The organism is Microlunatus soli (genome assembly GCF_900105385.1).
GTDB classification, from domain to species: domain Bacteria; phylum Actinomycetota; class Actinomycetes; order Propionibacteriales; family Propionibacteriaceae; genus Microlunatus; species Microlunatus soli.
The window spans coordinates 3,142,201-3,157,988 of the sequence record NZ_LT629772.1; the positions used below are offsets into that span (position 1 = coordinate 3,142,201).

The window sequence follows — 15,788 nt, forward strand, 5'->3', positions numbered from 1 at the left end:
ATCAGCGGTGTGGTCGGCGGGCAGCGGTGACCGCCAAGGTCGTGTACTCCATGGTGAAGCTGCCGCCGACCTCGTCCACCGCCCGGCCCACCGCCGTGAGAATGGCGTCCAGTTGGTCAGGACCGAGCTGGGTCAACCCGCCGGTGGTGGGCAGCAATTCCAGCCACTGCTCGCGGGTGTAGCTGCACTGCCAGTCGTGCCGCCATTGCTCGGGCTCGGCGAATCGCCCTGACTCGCGGATCCGGTCCGCTATGGCGGCGTACATCGACTGATAGAGCTGCACCGGCCGGCGGCCCGATTGTCGGTCGAAGGGCGAGTCGGGCACGGCCTGGGTGTAGGCGTCGGTGAACGCCTCGGCGATCGGGTCCGGCGGCTCGAAGACGTGGCCGAAGATCGCCAACACACCGTCCGGTCGCAGCACCTCGGCGGCCTTGGCCGGTCCGGCGACCGGGTCGATCCAGTGCCAGGACTGTGCCGCGGTCACGGCGTCGAAGCGGCGCCCGGCGGGATCCCAGTCCTCGAAGGTCGCCACCTCGACCGGCAGTCGGCCGGCCCCTGCGAAGGCGGCCATCCGGGCGTCGGGCTCGACGCCGAGCACCGTGCAGCCGGCGTCGACGAACTGGCGGCCGGCGATGCCGGTGCCGCATCCGACATCGAGCAGGTCCGGTCCCGGTGCGGTGTCGACGATCCGCCGGATCAGGGCCGCGGGATAGCTCGGCCGAGCGCGGTCGTAGCGCGCGGCGTCGGTGCCGAACGACTCGGCCATCTGCCGCGCTCGATGCGGATCGTGGGAGGCGGGCGGCGACGGTAAAGTGGGCATGCGGTCACCTTAGTGGGCGGGTGCCCATTAGCCAACGATCGACGGCCCGACGAGCACGGAAGGAGGCACCGGATGCCGACCGGAGTGCATCTGCGCGATGCCCGGCAGCGCCTGTTCGATGCCGCGGAGGTGCTGCTACTCAGGGACGGGCCGAACGCGCTGACGAGTCGCGCGGTCACCGAACAGGCGGGGGTGGCCAAGGGCGTCCTGCATCGCCACTTCAGCGACTTCGACGACTTCCTGGTCGCACTCGTGCTGGATCGCGCCACCGGACTGGAAGCCCAATCGGCCGAGCTCACCGCTGCGGTCGGCGACGGCTCCGTCGCCGACAATCTGACGACCGCGCTGACGTCGCTGTTCGGGCCGGTGCCGGTGGCGATCATTCCCTTGATCACGTTCCGCGACGAGCTCCGCCGACGACTCCGGGCCGCGTTGCCCGGCGGCGGCATCGCGATCCTCTCCCAGGCCACCACGGCGATCTCGGAATACCTCTCCGCCGAACGCGCCCGCGGACGGATCGCCGCCGAAGCCGACATCGGCTCGCTCACCCTCTCGCTGGTCGGCGGCGGGCACCTGCTGCATGCCGACCGCGAACCCGGACCACCATCGCGGGCGACGGTGCAGAAGTTCGTGGACGGCGTCGTCGCCGACGTCGTACGGCGCGCCGATCGAGGAGGCCCGACGCAGAACGCGATCTCATCGCCGTCGCGAGCGACCGACTGAGCCTGCCTCGGTCAGGTCGGAACCGGTGAGATCGCGTTCCGCCTGGTCGTGGAGAACTGATTCGGCCGTGCGGACATATACCGGGTGACGATTGGAGCGCTTGATGCCGAATGATCAAACCCGGCGCAGTCCACCGCCCGGCTCACAGCGATCGACGGTGGAACGGTTGCGGGGAGGATCCTCGCAGGCGATGGCCGACGTGTTCGCCGAGCACGTCGACACCATCTACAACTACTGCTACCGCCGGGCCGGATCCTGGGAGACCGCAGAGGATCTGACCTCGCAGGTGTTCCTGACCGCCTGGCACCAGCATCACCGGGTGATCGCCAACGATGCCGGGTCCGTGCTGCCCTGGCTGTATGGCGTTGCGACCAACGTCTGCCGCAACCATCAGCGTTCCCGACGTCGGCACCTCGCGGCCTTGCCCCGCCTCGCCGCTGTCGAGCGTGTCACCTCCGGAGATCCGCCGGCACTCGATGATCAAGTGATCGACCGGCTCAGCCGACAGGGACGGCTGCGCCGAGCCCTGGACCGGTTGGCTTCCTTGTCGACGGCAGACCAGGAAGCTTTCGTCTTGGTCTGCTGGGAAGAACTCAGCTACGCCGACGCCGCCGCGGCGCTCGGGATCCGGATCGGGACGGTGAAGTCCCGCGTCGCCCGGGTCCGACGCGCACTGCGGTCGGCAGACCATTCAGCAGCCCCCCGCGCCGGTCTCGCCGGCGCCGAGTAGGAGCACCGAACGATGTCAGACCAGCTCGCCCCTCCGCCCCGCCGTGCGGCGCCCGACGCTCTGCGCCGACGGATCGAACAGGAACTCCGTCAGGCGCCGCAGCCCGGCCGCCGGCGGCAGACGCTGCGAATGATCGTGCCGATCGCCGCCGCGACCGTCCTGGTCGCCGGGATCGGCGGCACCACCGCGATCCGCAACCTGCACCACCAGCACGACATCGTCGTCACGCCGGCAGCATCGCCGCGCGCGACCACGACAACGTCGCCTCCGGACCGGTCCACCGAACCCGGAGCCACCCGACCGATGTCCGAAGCCGAGATCGCCCACGACACCAAGACCTGCACCGCACCCGACCCGTCAGCGGCAATGCCGATCCCGCGCAAGGGCACGGCGAAGGCCATCTATGCGACCGTCCAGCCACCCATCGGCAACCGGACCGAGCCGACGTCGCACCGGATCCTGTTCGTCGCCGATGAGCAGGGGACGTTCAGTTGTATCGACGGACGCCAGAGGTTCTGGTCCGATCACGGTCAGGACGACGACAACCGCGCCAGCCCCGACGCCGCCGCCGTTGTCGATCCGGCCGGCGACAGCGGGTCCTCGCAGACCTGCGGCCCGGACCACCCGGCGCGCGTCGACACCCAGGCCCTGCTGCAGATCAAGAAGAGCCGCGCCGAACAAGCCCGGGTCAAGATCAACTCCGGCGGACGGCCGGTGATCGAGCCGACGGCCGTCCCGATCCGGGACGGCTGGATCTTCGTCCCGATCGAGATGACCGGTGCCGCGGCACGGAAGCAGTTGATGATCACCGTCGAGGTCCTCGACGCCGCCGGTGACCGGCTGCCGATCCAGCCCTACGCCCCCGGCGACACCCAGACCGTGAAGAAGCTGACGCTCTCGGTCGAACGCTGCCAATAGGGCAGCTTGGACCGCGAGATCGAGGGGCGCTGGCGGGCGGAGTGCCCCAAAACCGTGGGACCGCCGACCCCGCCCGGGCACAGAGCCGGGTGGGGTGGGCGACGGTTCGCGGTGGGTCGGGCGTTTGCGCTCTTCCTGCGCCCACTGGTGACTGATCAACTGTGCTTGTTGATCAATCACCGTCCGAGGCGCAGGAAGAGTGCGAGGGCGAGAACCGTCGCCCACCCCACCCGGCGGACGTCACCACCGCCTCTCTTCGCAACCCGGCAGCCACGTCCTTCGACAGAGCTCGGAACCCTTCGACAAGCTCAAGACGCGACGCGGGAAATGGTGAAGGACAGCCCGAGGTCGGAGTCGCGGTGCCAGGAGTCCTCCGGAGTGGCTTCGGAGATTGAGGTCGCGAGGACCTCCTCGGCGACCGAACCGGCGTGCTCGCGGAGGGCGTCGGCAAGATCACCGGAGGCCGACCAGGCGACGGTGATCCGGTCCGAGACGGCGAAGCCGGATCCCTTGCGGGTCTCCTGGATGAGCCGGACCACCTCACGGGCCAGCCCGGCGCGTACCAGCTCGGGGGTGAGGTTGAGGTCCAGCGCGACGGTCTCGCCCTGCTCGTTGATCACCGACCAGCCTTCGCGGGGGCGTTCGCTGATCAACACGTCGTCGGCGAACACCTCGACCGGTTCGTCGAAACCGGGAACCGTCAACGCGAAGCTGCCACCGTCGGCAACGGCGGCGGCCAACGCACCGCCATCGGCGGCGGCGACGGCCTGGGCCACGACCGGGGTCTGTTTGCCGAATCGCTTGCCCAGCGCACGGAAGTTGCCCTTCGCGTTGTGATCGACGAGCTCGCCGGCCTCGGAGAACGGTTCGACCGCGACCACGTTCAACTCGGCGGCGATCTGGCCCCGGAGCTCATCGGTCAGTCGGGCCTGCAGGGCGGTCGGGACCAGGATCCGAGCCAGCGGCTGCCGGACCCGCATCTTGGCCTCCGAACGGGCGGCGCGCCCCAGCTCCACCAGCCGCTGGGTGATCGCCATCTGCTCGGCAAGCTCGTTGTCGATCATGGATTCGTCGGCCGTCGGCCAGCTCGTCTGGTGCACCGAGTCGTATTGGGTGCTGCCGGAGGCGACGAACAGGTCGGACCAGACGCGTTCGGTGATGAACGGCGCCAGTGGCGCCATCAGCCGGGTCAGTACGTTCAGGGTGTCGTGCAGGGTCTGCAGGGCTCCGGGCTCGCCGTCCCAGAACCGGCGGCGGGACCGCCGGACGTACCAATTGGACAGGGCGTCGACGAAGTCGGTGATCGCGGTACCGGCCCGCAGCGTGTCGAAGGCCTCGAGTGCTGCGGTGACCTCCTTGATCAGGAGTTGGGTCTGCGAGCTGAGCCAGCGATCCAGGACGTGTCGCTGGTGATCAGATACCGGCCCGTCGACAGGCTCAGGGCCCTTGTGGAGTTGGGGAGTCCAGCTGTTGGCGCCGGCGTAGAGCGCCTGGAAGGAGACGGCGTTCCAGTAGGTCAGCAGCACTTTGCGGACGGTCTCGCCGATGGTCTGGTGCCCGACCCGACGGGACGCCCAGGGCGATCCACCGGCGGCCATGAACCAGCGGACGGCGTCGGCGCCGTGGGTGTCCATCAATGCGATGGGTTCGAGGATGTTGCCCAGATGCTTGCTCATCTTGCGGCCGTCCTCGGCCAGGATGTGTCCCAGGCAGACCACGTTGCGGTAGGAGTTCTGGTCGAACACCAGGGTGCTGACCGCCATCAGCGAGTAGAACCAGCCGCGGGTCTGGTCGATCGCCTCGCAGATGAAGTCGGCCGGGAAGGCGGCCTCGAAGCGTTCCTTGGATCCCTCGACATGCGGGAATCCCCACTGGGCAAAGGGCATCGAGCCCGAATCGAACCAGGCATCGATCACCTCGGGCACCCGACGGTAGGTGCCGTCCTCGCCGTCGATGGTGAAGGTGACGTCGTCGATGAACGGTCGATGCGGATCAAGATCAGCAAGATCCTGTCCGGCCAGCGTCGACAGCTCGGCCAGCGACTCGACGCAGATGATCTTGGTCGGGTCGGCATCGTTGCGCCAGATCGGCAGCGGTGTACCCCAATAGCGGCTGCGGGACAGTGCCCAGTCGATGTTGTTGTTCAACCAGTCGCCGTAGCGGCCGTGCTTGATCGTCTCCGGATGCCAACTGGTGGCCTCGTTCTCCCGGATCAGGGCGTCCTTGGCGCTGGTGGTCCGGATGTACCAGGAGGGCAGCGCGTAGTAGATCAACGGCGTGTGGCAGCGCCAACAATGCGGGTAGGAGTGGGCGTAGTCCTGGCGCCGGAACAGCAGGCCACGATGATCAAGATCGGCCACCAGAGCTTCGTCGGCGGTCTTGAAGAAGACGCCGCCGACCAGCGGCACCTCGTCGGAGAACTCGCCGTCGGTCTTGACCGGGTTGACGATCGGCAGACCGTTGGCCCGGCAGATCGCGAAGTCGTCGGCACCGAAGGCCGGTGCCTCGTGCACCACACCGGTGCCGTCCTCGGTGGTGACGAAGTCGGCGGCCAGCACGGTGTGCACCGGCGCATCGGTCTGCGGGAAGTCCACCAGCGTGAACGGCCGCCGGTACGGCGTACCCACCAGCTCCGATCCCGGCAGCTCGGCCAGCACCTCGCTGTCCTCGCCCAGCACCTGCTCCCGCAACGCGGCGGCCACGACGAGGTGCTCGCCGTCGGCGGTCCGGGCGACGACGTAGTCGACGGCGGGGTTGACCGCGGTCGCGGTGTTGGAGACCAGCGTCCACGGGGTGGTGGTCCAGATCAGCAGCGCCACGTCGCCGAATTGATCATGAAGGGGCCCGGCGGTGATCGGGAAGCGGACGTAGACCGACGGGTCGGTGATCGTCTCGTAGCCCTGGGCCAGTTCATGATCACTGAGGCCGGTGCCGCAGCGCGGGCAGTACGGCGTGACCCGGTAGTCCTCGACCAGCAGACCGCGGGAGAAGATCTGCTTGAGCGCCCACCATTCCGACTCGATGTAGGAGGTGTCCATCGTCCGGTAGGGGTGGTCGGTGTCCACCCAGTAGCCCATCCGGGTGGTCAGCTCGGTGAAGGCGTCGACATGCCGGGTCACCGACTCCCGGCACTTGGCGTTGAATGCCTCGACGCCGTACGCCTCGATCTCAGGCTTGCCGTTGATGCCGAGCTCCTTCTCCACGGCGATCTCGACCGGCAGCCCGTGGCAGTCCCAGCCACCCTTGCGGTCGACGTGGTAGCCCTGCATGGTGCGGAACCGTGGGAACACGTCCTTGAAGACCCGGGCTTCGATGTGGTGCGTGCCGGGCATCCCGTTGGCGGTCGGCGGGCCCTCGTAGAAGGTCCAACGCGGCTTGCCCTCCGAGGCCGTCAGGGTGCGTTCGAAGGTGTCCTCGGCCCGCCAGCGATCGATGATCTGGTGCTCCATCGCGACCAGGTCGACCTGGGCCGGCACCTGTCGGTAGCCGGTCCGGGTCGGTTCGGCGGTTGCCCTGTGCGGGTTCGGATCCGTGGTCCGGGCAGGGCTGTGATCGGGATGGGTCACGGTGGTGGTTCCTCGCGTGCGTCTACCTGGCGAAGGGACGAACTCCGGTCGCTCGACCGGGCCGCGGTACCACCCTCCTTGATGCCCACACCGGGACATCCACTCAACTGTTGCCGCTGGTGGTTCTACTGGGCTGACGCCGTTCTTCCACCGACTCCGAGGTGATAGCCCCATCACTGCCGTGCGACCGCACGGAATTCTACGCCCTACAGCCGAATCGGCGATTGTGGGGAAGATCGGGCCTCGACTACCCGGTTCGCTCTTCCCCAAGAACGAACAGGTCCGCCGGCCCGGTGACCGTCCAGCCGGCTTGGGGGTAGCCGCGGGTGGTGAACGGGGTCCCGGAGACCGGGTAGGCCTCGACGACCGAACCGTCGACCCACACCTCGGCCGGCCCGTCGAGCTCGAGCACCGGCTCGCCGTCGACGGCCAGCGATCCCGGCCCGGCGAACCGGATCAGGAAGGCATGGTCGGTGATCAGCCGATCCGCGACGCCGAGCGCCGGCCCGATCAGTGCCGACAACTCGGCAGCCGGACGGCTGACGAGCTGTCCGTCGCGGAGCGCGAGTTCGCGGGGCAGGGTGAGGCTGCCGGCCCAACCGGCAGCGTCGGCCGCGGCCTGCTCACGCAGCTCCCAGGACCAGCCCCACAGCATCGTCCGGTCGCCGGCGACCACCGCCTGGGGTGCATAGAACGCAGGACCGGAGTCGAGCAGGCCACCGCGCTGCGGCCGGAAGCGCAACTGCAGATCGTCGGTGACCTCCAGGTCTCCGACCAGATAGCGCACCCGGTTCTCGTGGGCGTTGATCCCGGTCGACGCGCCGACCCCGTTCGATACCGTCTCGTTGGATCCCATCAGGGACAGGATCAGCACCCAGCGACCGTCCACCGGCACCAGGTTGGGGCACTCCCAGATGTTGCAGCCGGCGACCGAGGCCGCGATCGGGTCGGAGGTGTCGACCAGGGTGCCGGCCGGCTGCCAGTCGGTCAGATCGTCGACCCGGTAGACCAGCACGGCGGGGTCGCCGTCGCGGTGGCCGCCACCCAGGACCGCCCACCGGTGACCGCCGTGGTGCAGCACGAACGGGTCCCGGGAGTCACTGAACCGATCGGGGTCCGGCATCGGCAGCACTGAGCGGTCCTGCTGCTGCCAGTCCACCAACTGTCGGTCGCTGCGGGCCAGCAGCACCTCCGAATGCCCGGAGCCGTCGACGACACCGGAGTAGACCGCGGTCGGGGTGCCGCCGTCGTCGACGACGCAACCGGTCCAGCAGCCGAAGCTGTCCGGCCGGCCGTCCCTCGGCTGCAGTGCCGCCGGATGGTTCGTCCAGGTCAGCAGATCGGGCGAGGACAGGTGCCCCCAATGGATCCGTTCGGAATGCGCCGCCCGCGGATTCCACTGGAAGAACACGTGCCACCGGCCGTCGATGTGGGCCAGTCCGTTCGGGTCGTTGACCCAGCCCCGGCCCGGACGTGGGTGCAGCGCCGGGAAGAGGCGGTCCGCTGCGGAGGTGCTGACGTCGCTGTCGGTCACGTGCTGTTCTCCCTGGGTCGAGATCTCGGTCGCGGCTGCCGGACGGTGCAGCGATCAGACGATTGAACGGGAGCTAGGGCGTGTCCCGCAACCTCGCGGCGTAGCGAGCGGTGTCCAGTGCGTGCGCGCTGACGGCGGCGGAGGAGGGAGTAAGGGCTGGGTGCCCTTTTGACTGACGACAACGCCGTCAGCGTACGTGCTGGGCGCCGCGCAGTAGCCGCGAGGTTGCGGGACACGCCCCAGGCTCCCGGCGCCACCCCCGGCACCGTTCCTGCTCAGGGAACGAGAAATCGGCTGCGACCACGGCCGCGGTCGACCGTAGGATCTCCGCCGGAAGCACCGGACGGAGATGATCATGAAACGATCGCTGAGCTTCGGCAGCGTCGCCGAGGCCTATGAACGGTATCGGCCCGGCTACCCCGACCGGCTGGCGGAGTTGATCATCGAGCAGGCCGCGTCGTCCGGGGCGGCGGAGATCGCGACCGCGATCGAGATCGGTGCCGGGACCGGTAAGGCCACCCGGGTGATCGCGGCGGCGGGGATCGCGGTGACCGCCACCGAACCCGATCCGGCGATGCTCGCCGTCCTGGAACGCGCATGCGACGGGCTCGGAGTCGGTACGGTTTGTGCCGCCTTCGAAGACCCCGCGGTCGATGATCTTGGTCCGGTCGATCTGCTCTACGCCGCTGCGGCTCTGCACTGGACCGACCCGCAGGGCCGCTGGGACCGGATCGCTCGCCTGGTCCGGCCCGGCGGGCTGGTCGCCTCCTTCGGCGGGCCGACCGACGGTGACGCGGAGGTGGCGGCGATCGAGCAGCAGGTGCTGGCCGAGCACGGGGTGCAGGTGACGGCACCCGGTCCGATCGCCGACGGTACGACGATGGAGTGGCCCGGCAACGAACTGCTCGCGGACGACCGGTTCACCGACGTACGGGAAACGGTCCTGCCGCGGCGGTTGAGGTATACCCGGGACGACTTCCTCGGTCTGCTGAACACGATCTCGGCCTACCGGACCCTGGACGACCCGACCCGCGCGGCGGTCTTCGCCGAGCTGGACAGCCGACTGCCCGCCGAGATCGATCTTGCTGCCGACCTGACGATGCACACCGCTCGCCGCGTCGGGGTGTCACCCGGATCCTGACTTGTCGAAGGGCAGCCGGATCGGGCCGTGCATCGGCCCGTTCTTTGCGGCGTCTTCGACAGGCTCAGGAGCCTTGGCTGGAGGAGGAATCCTCGTGCTGGGAGGAGCGCAGGGCGCGAGGCGCGGCGGTGAGCTGCGGGGGTTCGCGGACCTCGTGGCGCGGGAAGACCCAGAGCCGCATCATCAGGTACTGGTACAGGCCCTCGACGCAGGCGGACAGCACCCGGGCGACCAGATATTGCACGCCCAGCACCTCCAGCACGGTGGAGAAACCGAGGATCCAGATCAGGTAGTTGCTGACGATGACGACCAGCTGCTTGCCGGACTGCTTGGCGATGTTGCCGTGCGCCTGGAAGTTCAGCCACCGGTTGAGGAAGAAGTTGACGACGCTGGCGACCGCGTAGCCCAGCGTGACCGAGATCGGGTAGGGCACACCGAGCCCGCCATGCAGCACGGCGAGCACCAGCAGATCGATCAGGAAGCCGGTCAGTCCGAGGATCGCGAAGCCGATCCAGGTGACCGGGATCCAGGACAGGAAGGACGGCAGCAGTGCATGCAGCTGGGTCGTCACCCGGCGGAACGTCTCGGCAGGACTCCGTCGGGCGGACGTCTGCTGTGACGACTCGTCGGATTGCGGCAGCACTCTGCCATGATTCCACGCAACGCAACCGGCGCAGAATCCGGGAACGCCCTGATCAGCTCGTTGGCGGGAATGCCAGCGGTCCTTGATTGTTGAAGCATCCGTGAAGAAGATCGGATTCCTGTCCTTCGGCCACTGGTCCGACGCGCCCGGCTCACAGGCGACCACCGGCGCCGACGTGCTGCAGCAGTCGATCGAGCTGGCGGTGGCGGCCGAGGAGTTGGGTGCCGATGGCGCCTACTTCCGGGTGCACCACTTCGCCCGCCAGCTCGGCAGCCCGTTCCCGTTGTTGGCCGCGGTCGGCGCCCGCACCAGCAGGATCGAGATCGGTACCGGCGTGATCGACATGCGGTACGAGAATCCGCTGGCGATGGTGGAGAACGCGGGTGCCGCCGACCTGATCGCCGGTTCCCGACTGCAGCTCGGCATCTCCCGAGGGTCGCCGGAGCAGGTGATCGACGGCTGGCGGCATTTCGGGTACGCACCCGCCGAGGGTGAGACCGATGCGGAGCTGGCCCGCCGACACACCGCGATCCTGCTCGAACTGCTGAAGGGTGAGGGCTTCGCCGAGCCCAACCCTCGGCCGATGTTCCCCAACCCGCCCGGGCTGCTGCGGCTGGAGCCGTACTCGCCGGGCCTGCGGGACCGGATCTGGTGGGGTGCGGCGTCCGACGCCACCGCCGTCTGGACCGCCGAGCAGGGCATGAACCTGATGAGTTCGACGCTCAAGCAGGACGAGAGCGGCAAACCGTTCCACGTGCAACAGGCCGAGCAGATCGAGGCGTTCCGGCAGGCCTGGCGGCAGGCCGGTCACGACCGCGAACCGCGGGTCTCGATCAGCCGGTCGATCTTTGCGATCACCGATGATCTCGATCGGGCGTACTTCGGTGGCGGCGGTGAGGAACGCGACCAGATCGGCAACATCGACAACATGCGCGCGGTCTTCGGCCGCAGCTACGCCGACGAGCCGGACAAGCTGATCGAACAACTCCGCCAGGACGAGGCGATCGCGGCGGCGGACACGCTGCTGCTCACCGTCCCCAACCAGCTCGGCGTGGACTACAACGCGCACGTGCTGGAAGCCATCCTGGAGCACGTGGCGCCCGCCCTCGGCTGGCGCTGAACCCCGTACCCGATCCCTGGCGACCTCGCCCGAACATCAACTCCTGAAGGGAATCTGCATCCATGAGCACGATTGCGATCATCGGCGGTACCGGCTACACCGGCACCAACCTGGCCACCGAGGCCGTCGCCCGGGGACATCGGGTGACCTCGTTCAGCCGGAACCCACCGGCGGAGGCGGTCGGCGGCGTCGACTATCAGCACGGCACCTCGAGCGAAGCGGTCCGAGTGGTCGGCGGAACAGATGCGGTGATCGCCACGCTGTCACCTCGGGGAGACAGTCTGGGCACCCTGCAGGACACCTACCGGGCACTGGCCGCGGCGGCGATCGATGCCGGCTCGCGGCTGCTGGTCGTCGGTGGCTACAGCTCGCTGCGGCCGGCCGAAGGTCAGCCCCGTTTCGTCGAGGGAGAGTTGGACGAGCGGTTCGCAGCAGAGGCGCAGGAGATGGACGCGATCCGCGGCTGGCTGGTGGACAACGCACCCGAGGGGCTGAACTGGACCTTCGTCAGCCCGGCCGGCGCGTACGGTGCCTGGGCAGCCGGTGAGCGGACCGGCAGCTATCGACTCGGCGGCGAGGTGGCGCTCTACGACGCCGACGGCAAGTCCGAGATCTCCGGCCCCGACTTCGCGGTCGCGCTCATCGACGAGATCGAACAGCCGGCCCACGAACGCGAGCACATCAGCGTCGCCTACTGACCCCACCGCCCCACCCCCACCCCACCCCGTTCCCGCGCAGTTCGCGGTTCCGGCGAAGCCTGTAGCGCGCGCTGAAACCGCAAAACCGCGCGGGAACGGGTTGTCGGATGCGGTGAGCGGCGGGAGTTTCAGTAGGGTGCCGTGTCATGGCTCCTGGCACGCTGTTGATCGCCGGCTCGATCGCGACCGACCATCTGATGACCTTCAACGGGAAGTTTGCCGACTCACTGGTGGTGGACCAACTCGACAAACTCTCGGTCTCCTTCCTGGTCGACGACCTGGAGATCCGTCGCGGTGGCGTGGCCGCCAACGTCTGCTTCGGGCTCGGCAAACTCGGGCTGCGGCCGGTGCTGGTCGGCGCGGTCGGTGAGGACTTCGACGACTACCGGTCCTGGCTGGAACGGCACAATGTCGACTGCGGTTCGGTGCACGTCTCCGAGGACCACCACACCGCCCGCTTCGTCTGCACCACCGACGAGAACATGGCGCAGTTCGCGTCCTTCTACCCCGGTGCGATGTCGGAGGCCCGGCTGATCGAGCTGGCCCCGATCGTGCAGCGGGTCGGGCAGCCGGCGTACGTGTTGATCGGCGCCGACGACCCGGACGGGATGCGGCGGCACACCGAGGAATGCAGGCAGCGCGGCTACCCGTTCATCGCCGACTGCTCCCAGCAGTTGGCCTTCGGCGACGGCGACCTGATCCGCGATCTGGTCGACGGCGCGGCGATCCTGGTCTCCAACGAATACGAGTCACACATCATCGAGAAGAAGACCGGCTGGAGCGCCGATGAGGTGCTGGACCGGGTCGGGATGCGGGTGACGACCCTGGGCAAGGACGGCGTCCGGGTGGAGAAGTCCGACGGCACCAAGTTCGAGGTGCAGGCGGCGCAGGAGTTGCGGCGTGCCGACCCGACCGGCGTCGGCGACGCGTTCCGGGCCGGCTTCCTGGCCGCGCTGGGTTGGGAGCTGTCTTTGGAACGGGCCGCCCAGGTCGGCTGCACCCTGGCCGCGTACGTGGTGGAGACCGTCGGCACCCAGGAATACGCCTTCACCGCCGCCGAGTTCGTCAAGCGGGTCGGTGGCTCCTACGGTGACGAGGCCGCGGCCGACGTCGCCGCTCACCTCTGATTCCCGAACGCTGACCGCTGCCGGGACCCGGCAGCTGATCGATCATCGGGCGGCGTACAGATCCCGGATCAGGGCAGTTTCCGCTGCATGGTGGATGAGTTCGTCGAGGGTATGCAGAACGAGACCTCTGCGTGCGGCATCACCGTACTGGCCGGCGATCGGCCCGATCGGTTGATCGAGATCGATGTCCGGCCGACGGATCAGCCGCACAAACTCGTCCACGACCCGCTCTGCGGTCGCCACGGCAGCCGCAGCCGAGTCGGCCGGCGACAGCTCGAGCGCGTCGGACGGCTCCGCGCCGAGCCACTCCCAGTTGCGTCGCCCACCGACTGCCTCGGCAATGTGGTCCAGACGCCACCGGATGGTCAGCTTCTCATCGTCGGAGATCGGCTGCCATCTCCACTCGTCGTCAGTGAGGCCGGTCATCCGGTCGACCAAGCGCCGACTCGTCTGCTCGAACAACTCCGCAACGTCTTCGTTCGGATATCCCACGATCGGCATCCTCACATAGCTGGGTGACCGTCCACGTGCCCCCGATGGCCGGTTCGCTGCGGCATCCGCACCTCGGTCCGGGTGGGTTCAGCCCAGCCAGCGGTCGAGGTGCTCGGCGATGAAGGCGTCGTCGCGGAGCTCGGGGTAGGCCCGCCAGATCCGGTCGATCTCCTCGGCCTGTCCGGGTGAGAGTCGTTCGGCGTCGGTGAGAAAGACCATGTTGCTCAACAGACCCTGCCGACGGAGCACCTCGTGCACGCCGGCGATGCTGCCGGCGAAGGAGTTCGGCGCATCGAACAACACGCCGTTGGCATCGGTCAACGCCGGATTGAGCTGCAGCAACTCGTGCAACGGCTGCACCTCGCCGGCCTTGGCGCGTCGGGCCAGTCCGAGCGTCCGGACCGCCTCCTGGGTCCAGACCGCCCACTGGCCGAGCAGCCCGCCGACCATCTCCAGCCGTTCCAGCCGACCGGTCGACGTGGTGCCGGTGAACGAGGTCAGCAGGTCCATCACGATGTGGTCGTCGTTGCCGGTGTAGAGCGCGATCTCGGACCGGCGGGCGGACTCGGCGACCCCGTGCACGACCTCCAGGGTCGCGTACCGGTCGAACGGTGCGACCTTGATCCCGACCGTGGTCGGCAACTCGGCCAGGCTGCGCCAGAAGGTCCGGGACAGTCGCCGGCCGCCGACCGCGGGTTGCAGGTAGAAGCCGATCACCGGCAGCACCTCGCCGACCGCGCGGGCCCGGTCCAGCAGATAGCTCTCGTCGACATCGCCGACACCGTGCGGTGCCAACAGACACAGGTGATAGCCCAGGTCGGCGGCCAGCCGGGCCTCGGCGACGGCCTGCTCGGTCGGTCCACTGAGCCCGGCCACCAACACCGGAAGTTCACCGTCGCTGTGGTATTCCCGTGCAGTCTCGGCGGCCAGGGTGAGCAGTGGGTCCAACAGCCCGCGACCCGGCTCGTGCACCGCGAACTGGGTGGTGTGGACGGCGACCGCGACGCCGATCGAACCGGCCTCCAGGTAGTAGCGGGTGAGCGCCCGCTGCCGTCGTTCGTCGAGCCGGCCGTCGTCGGTCAGGGCCAGCGGATGGGCAGGGATGACGCCGCCGGCCCGGAACCGTTCGAGCGGTGCCGTCGGCTCCGTGGCAGCCGAGCGCGCCGTGTCGGCCGGATCGATCGGCTCCGGTCGCGATCGGCTGAGCGCGGTCTCCGCGGTCATCAGAACTTGCCGTCCCGTCGTTGGAATTTGGTGGGCTTGCCGTGCACCGGGCCGCCGGCCTGCAGCCAGCCCGCGGTCAGCCCGATCAGTTCGTCGACCTCGATCGCCGGACCGCCGAACAGTTGCCGGCAGCGTCGGGCATCGGACAGCAGTGCGGTCGGCTGCTCGGTGCCGGTGAAGGTCACCGGCCGACCCAGCCGGTCGGCCATCGTCTGAGCAAGATCACGGACCTGCAGGGTTTCGACCCCGGTCAGGTTGAGGGTCAGCGGCGGTACGTCGGCTCGCAGCAGCGACCGCAGGGTGACCTCGTTGGCGAAGCCCTGCCAGATGACGTTCACCGCGCCGGTGCTCAGGTCGACCGGTTCGCCGGCCATGATCTGCTGGCCGAGGTCGACCAGCACCCCGTAGCGCAGTTCGACGGCGTAGTTCAGTCGGATCAGGGCCAGCGGGGTCTGGTGCCGGGCCGCGACCGCGGTCATCACCCGTTCCCTGCCCAGACAGGACATCGCGTACTCGCCGACCGGGTCCGGCGGTGTCGATTCGTCGGCACCGCCGGAGGCGACATCGACCAGCGGGTAGACGTTTCCGGTGGACAGGGCGGTGATCCGGGAGCCGGCGAACCGTTCGGCGACCCGGCCCGGCAGATAGCAGTTGGTGTGCCAGGTGTCGGCCTCGTTGCCGTACGAACCGAACTTCGCGCCGACCAGGAAGATCACGTTCGCCGCGTCCGGCAGACCGGCCAGCGCCCGCTCGTCGGTCAGGTCGGCGACGACCGTCTCCGCACCCGCGTCGCGGAGGGCCTGCTCACTGCCGGGGCTGCCGAACCGGGAGGCGGCGTACACGGTGGCTCCGGTGCCGGCCTTGGCGATCCCGGCCAGCGCCAGCCGGACCAGGCTCGGGCCGAGCTTGCCGGCCGCACCCAGCACCAGCAGGTCGCCGTCCAGCGCGGCCAGATCGGTGATCAGGCCGGGGCTCGGCTCGGCGAGCCTGCGCTCGAGGTCCTCGACGGTCTGCATCGGTGTCTCCTGGGTTTGTCGGGCTGGGGGTGTCGG

General features: G+C 68.8%; 13 protein-coding genes and 1 pseudogene. 7 read left to right on the top strand and 7 right to left on the bottom strand.

Annotation, left to right across the window (positions count from 1 at the left end):
* Position 1 precedes the first annotated feature (1 nt).
* On the bottom strand, positions 2-820 hold the full coding sequence (locus tag BLU38_RS14460) for a class I SAM-dependent methyltransferase (protein ID WP_091525855.1): 819 nt from the start codon (positions 818-820) through the stop codon (positions 2-4).
* A gap of 72 nt (positions 821-892) precedes the next feature.
* Between BLU38_RS14460 and BLU38_RS14465 the strand changes: the two genes are divergently transcribed.
* The 3 genes from BLU38_RS14465 to BLU38_RS14475 all read left to right on the top strand — a co-directional run bounded on the left by BLU38_RS14465 (position 893) and on the right by BLU38_RS14475 (position 3,191).
* Entirely contained in the window at positions 893-1,543 is a 651-nt protein-coding gene (locus BLU38_RS14465; protein WP_091525857.1) for a TetR/AcrR family transcriptional regulator, read from the top strand.
* A gap of 190 nt (positions 1,544-1,733) precedes the next feature.
* Positions 1,734-2,273, top strand: coding sequence for an RNA polymerase sigma factor (locus BLU38_RS14470; protein ID WP_172836146.1), 540 nt, complete (start codon positions 1,734-1,736; stop codon positions 2,271-2,273).
* A gap of 12 nt (positions 2,274-2,285) precedes the next feature.
* Positions 2,286-3,191: a hypothetical protein gene (locus tag BLU38_RS14475; RefSeq protein WP_091525861.1), complete on the top strand. Its 906-nt coding sequence runs from the start codon at positions 2,286-2,288 to the stop codon at positions 3,189-3,191.
* 308 nt (positions 3,192-3,499) lie between these two features.
* Here BLU38_RS14475 and ileS read toward each other — a convergent pair whose 3' ends face one another.
* Both ileS and BLU38_RS14485 read right to left on the bottom strand, forming a co-directional pair.
* The gene (gene ileS, locus BLU38_RS14480; protein WP_407939687.1) at positions 3,500-6,757 is read right to left on the bottom strand and encodes an isoleucine--tRNA ligase; all 3,258 of its coding nucleotides are present in this window, start codon (positions 6,755-6,757) and stop codon (positions 3,500-3,502) included.
* A 247-nt stretch (positions 6,758-7,004) separates the two neighbouring features.
* A complete protein-coding gene (locus tag BLU38_RS14485; protein WP_172836147.1) occupies positions 7,005-8,291 on the bottom strand; it encodes a glycoside hydrolase family 32 protein in 1,287 nt (428 codons plus the stop codon).
* Positions 8,292-8,646: 355 nt separating this feature from the next.
* Between BLU38_RS14485 and BLU38_RS14490 the strand changes: the two genes are divergently transcribed.
* A complete protein-coding gene (locus BLU38_RS14490) occupies positions 8,647-9,432 on the top strand; it encodes a class I SAM-dependent methyltransferase (RefSeq protein WP_231920349.1) in 786 nt (261 codons plus the stop codon).
* A 142-nt stretch (positions 9,433-9,574) separates the two neighbouring features.
* Here the strand turns inward: BLU38_RS14490 and BLU38_RS14495 are convergent.
* Positions 9,575-9,991 (bottom strand): annotated as a pseudogene (locus BLU38_RS14495) (GtrA family protein); the annotation flags it as partial.
* A 184-nt stretch (positions 9,992-10,175) separates the two neighbouring features.
* Between BLU38_RS14495 and BLU38_RS14500 the strand changes: the two are divergent.
* From BLU38_RS14500 to BLU38_RS14510, 3 genes are all read left to right on the top strand, one after another.
* Complete coding sequence (locus BLU38_RS14500) at positions 10,176-11,195, top strand: LLM class flavin-dependent oxidoreductase (protein ID WP_091525866.1); 1,020 nt, start codon at positions 10,176-10,178, stop codon at positions 11,193-11,195.
* Positions 11,196-11,257: 62 nt separating this feature from the next.
* Positions 11,258-11,893: an NAD(P)-dependent oxidoreductase gene (locus tag BLU38_RS14505; protein WP_091525867.1), complete on the top strand. Its 636-nt coding sequence runs from the start codon at positions 11,258-11,260 to the stop codon at positions 11,891-11,893.
* 146 nt (positions 11,894-12,039) lie between these two features.
* Complete coding sequence (locus BLU38_RS14510) at positions 12,040-13,020, top strand: carbohydrate kinase family protein (RefSeq protein ID WP_091525869.1); 981 nt, start codon at positions 12,040-12,042, stop codon at positions 13,018-13,020.
* 42 nt (positions 13,021-13,062) lie between these two features.
* Here the strand turns inward: BLU38_RS14510 and BLU38_RS14515 are convergent, their stop codons facing one another.
* The 3 genes from BLU38_RS14515 to BLU38_RS14525 all read right to left on the bottom strand — a co-directional run bounded on the left by BLU38_RS14515 (position 13,063) and on the right by BLU38_RS14525 (position 15,752).
* Entirely contained in the window at positions 13,063-13,512 is a 450-nt protein-coding gene (locus BLU38_RS14515) for a DinB family protein (protein ID WP_197680121.1), read from the bottom strand.
* Between the two features lie 87 nt (positions 13,513-13,599).
* Positions 13,600-14,736, bottom strand: a complete 1,137-nt coding sequence (locus BLU38_RS14520; RefSeq protein ID WP_157683465.1) for a dihydrodipicolinate synthase family protein — start codon at positions 14,734-14,736, stop codon at positions 13,600-13,602.
* Positions 14,736-15,752 carry an NAD-dependent epimerase/dehydratase family protein gene (locus BLU38_RS14525; protein ID WP_091525873.1) on the bottom strand — a complete coding sequence of 339 codons (1,017 nt, stop codon included), beginning with the start codon at positions 15,750-15,752 and terminating at the stop codon, positions 14,736-14,738. The genes BLU38_RS14520 and BLU38_RS14525 overlap by 1 nt, the downstream gene beginning before the upstream one ends.
* Between the last annotated feature and the right edge of the window lie 36 nt (positions 15,753-15,788).

What these genes read in the sequence shown, in the direction of transcription:
- BLU38_RS14490 (WP_231920349.1), top strand. Translation starts at nt 8,647, where the DNA reads ATGAAACGATCGCTGAGCTTCGGCAGCGTCGCCGAGGCCTATGAACGG.
- BLU38_RS14520 (WP_157683465.1), bottom strand. Translation starts at nt 14,736, where the DNA reads ATGACCGCGGAGACCGCGCTCAGCCGATCGCGACCGGAGCCGATCGAT.
- BLU38_RS14465 (WP_091525857.1), top strand. Translation starts at nt 893, where the DNA reads ATGCCGACCGGAGTGCATCTGCGCGATGCCCGGCAGCGCCTGTTCGAT.
- BLU38_RS14510 (WP_091525869.1), top strand. Translation starts at nt 12,040, where the DNA reads ATGGCTCCTGGCACGCTGTTGATCGCCGGCTCGATCGCGACCGACCAT.
- BLU38_RS14505 (WP_091525867.1), top strand. Translation starts at nt 11,258, where the DNA reads ATGAGCACGATTGCGATCATCGGCGGTACCGGCTACACCGGCACCAAC.
- BLU38_RS14475 (WP_091525861.1), top strand. Translation starts at nt 2,286, where the DNA reads ATGTCAGACCAGCTCGCCCCTCCGCCCCGCCGTGCGGCGCCCGACGCT.
- BLU38_RS14460 (WP_091525855.1), bottom strand. Translation starts at nt 820, where the DNA reads ATGCCCACTTTACCGTCGCCGCCCGCCTCCCACGATCCGCATCGAGCG.
- BLU38_RS14525 (WP_091525873.1), bottom strand. Translation starts at nt 15,752, where the DNA reads ATGCAGACCGTCGAGGACCTCGAGCGCAGGCTCGCCGAGCCGAGCCCC.
- BLU38_RS14470 (WP_172836146.1), top strand. Translation starts at nt 1,734, where the DNA reads ATGGCCGACGTGTTCGCCGAGCACGTCGACACCATCTACAACTACTGC.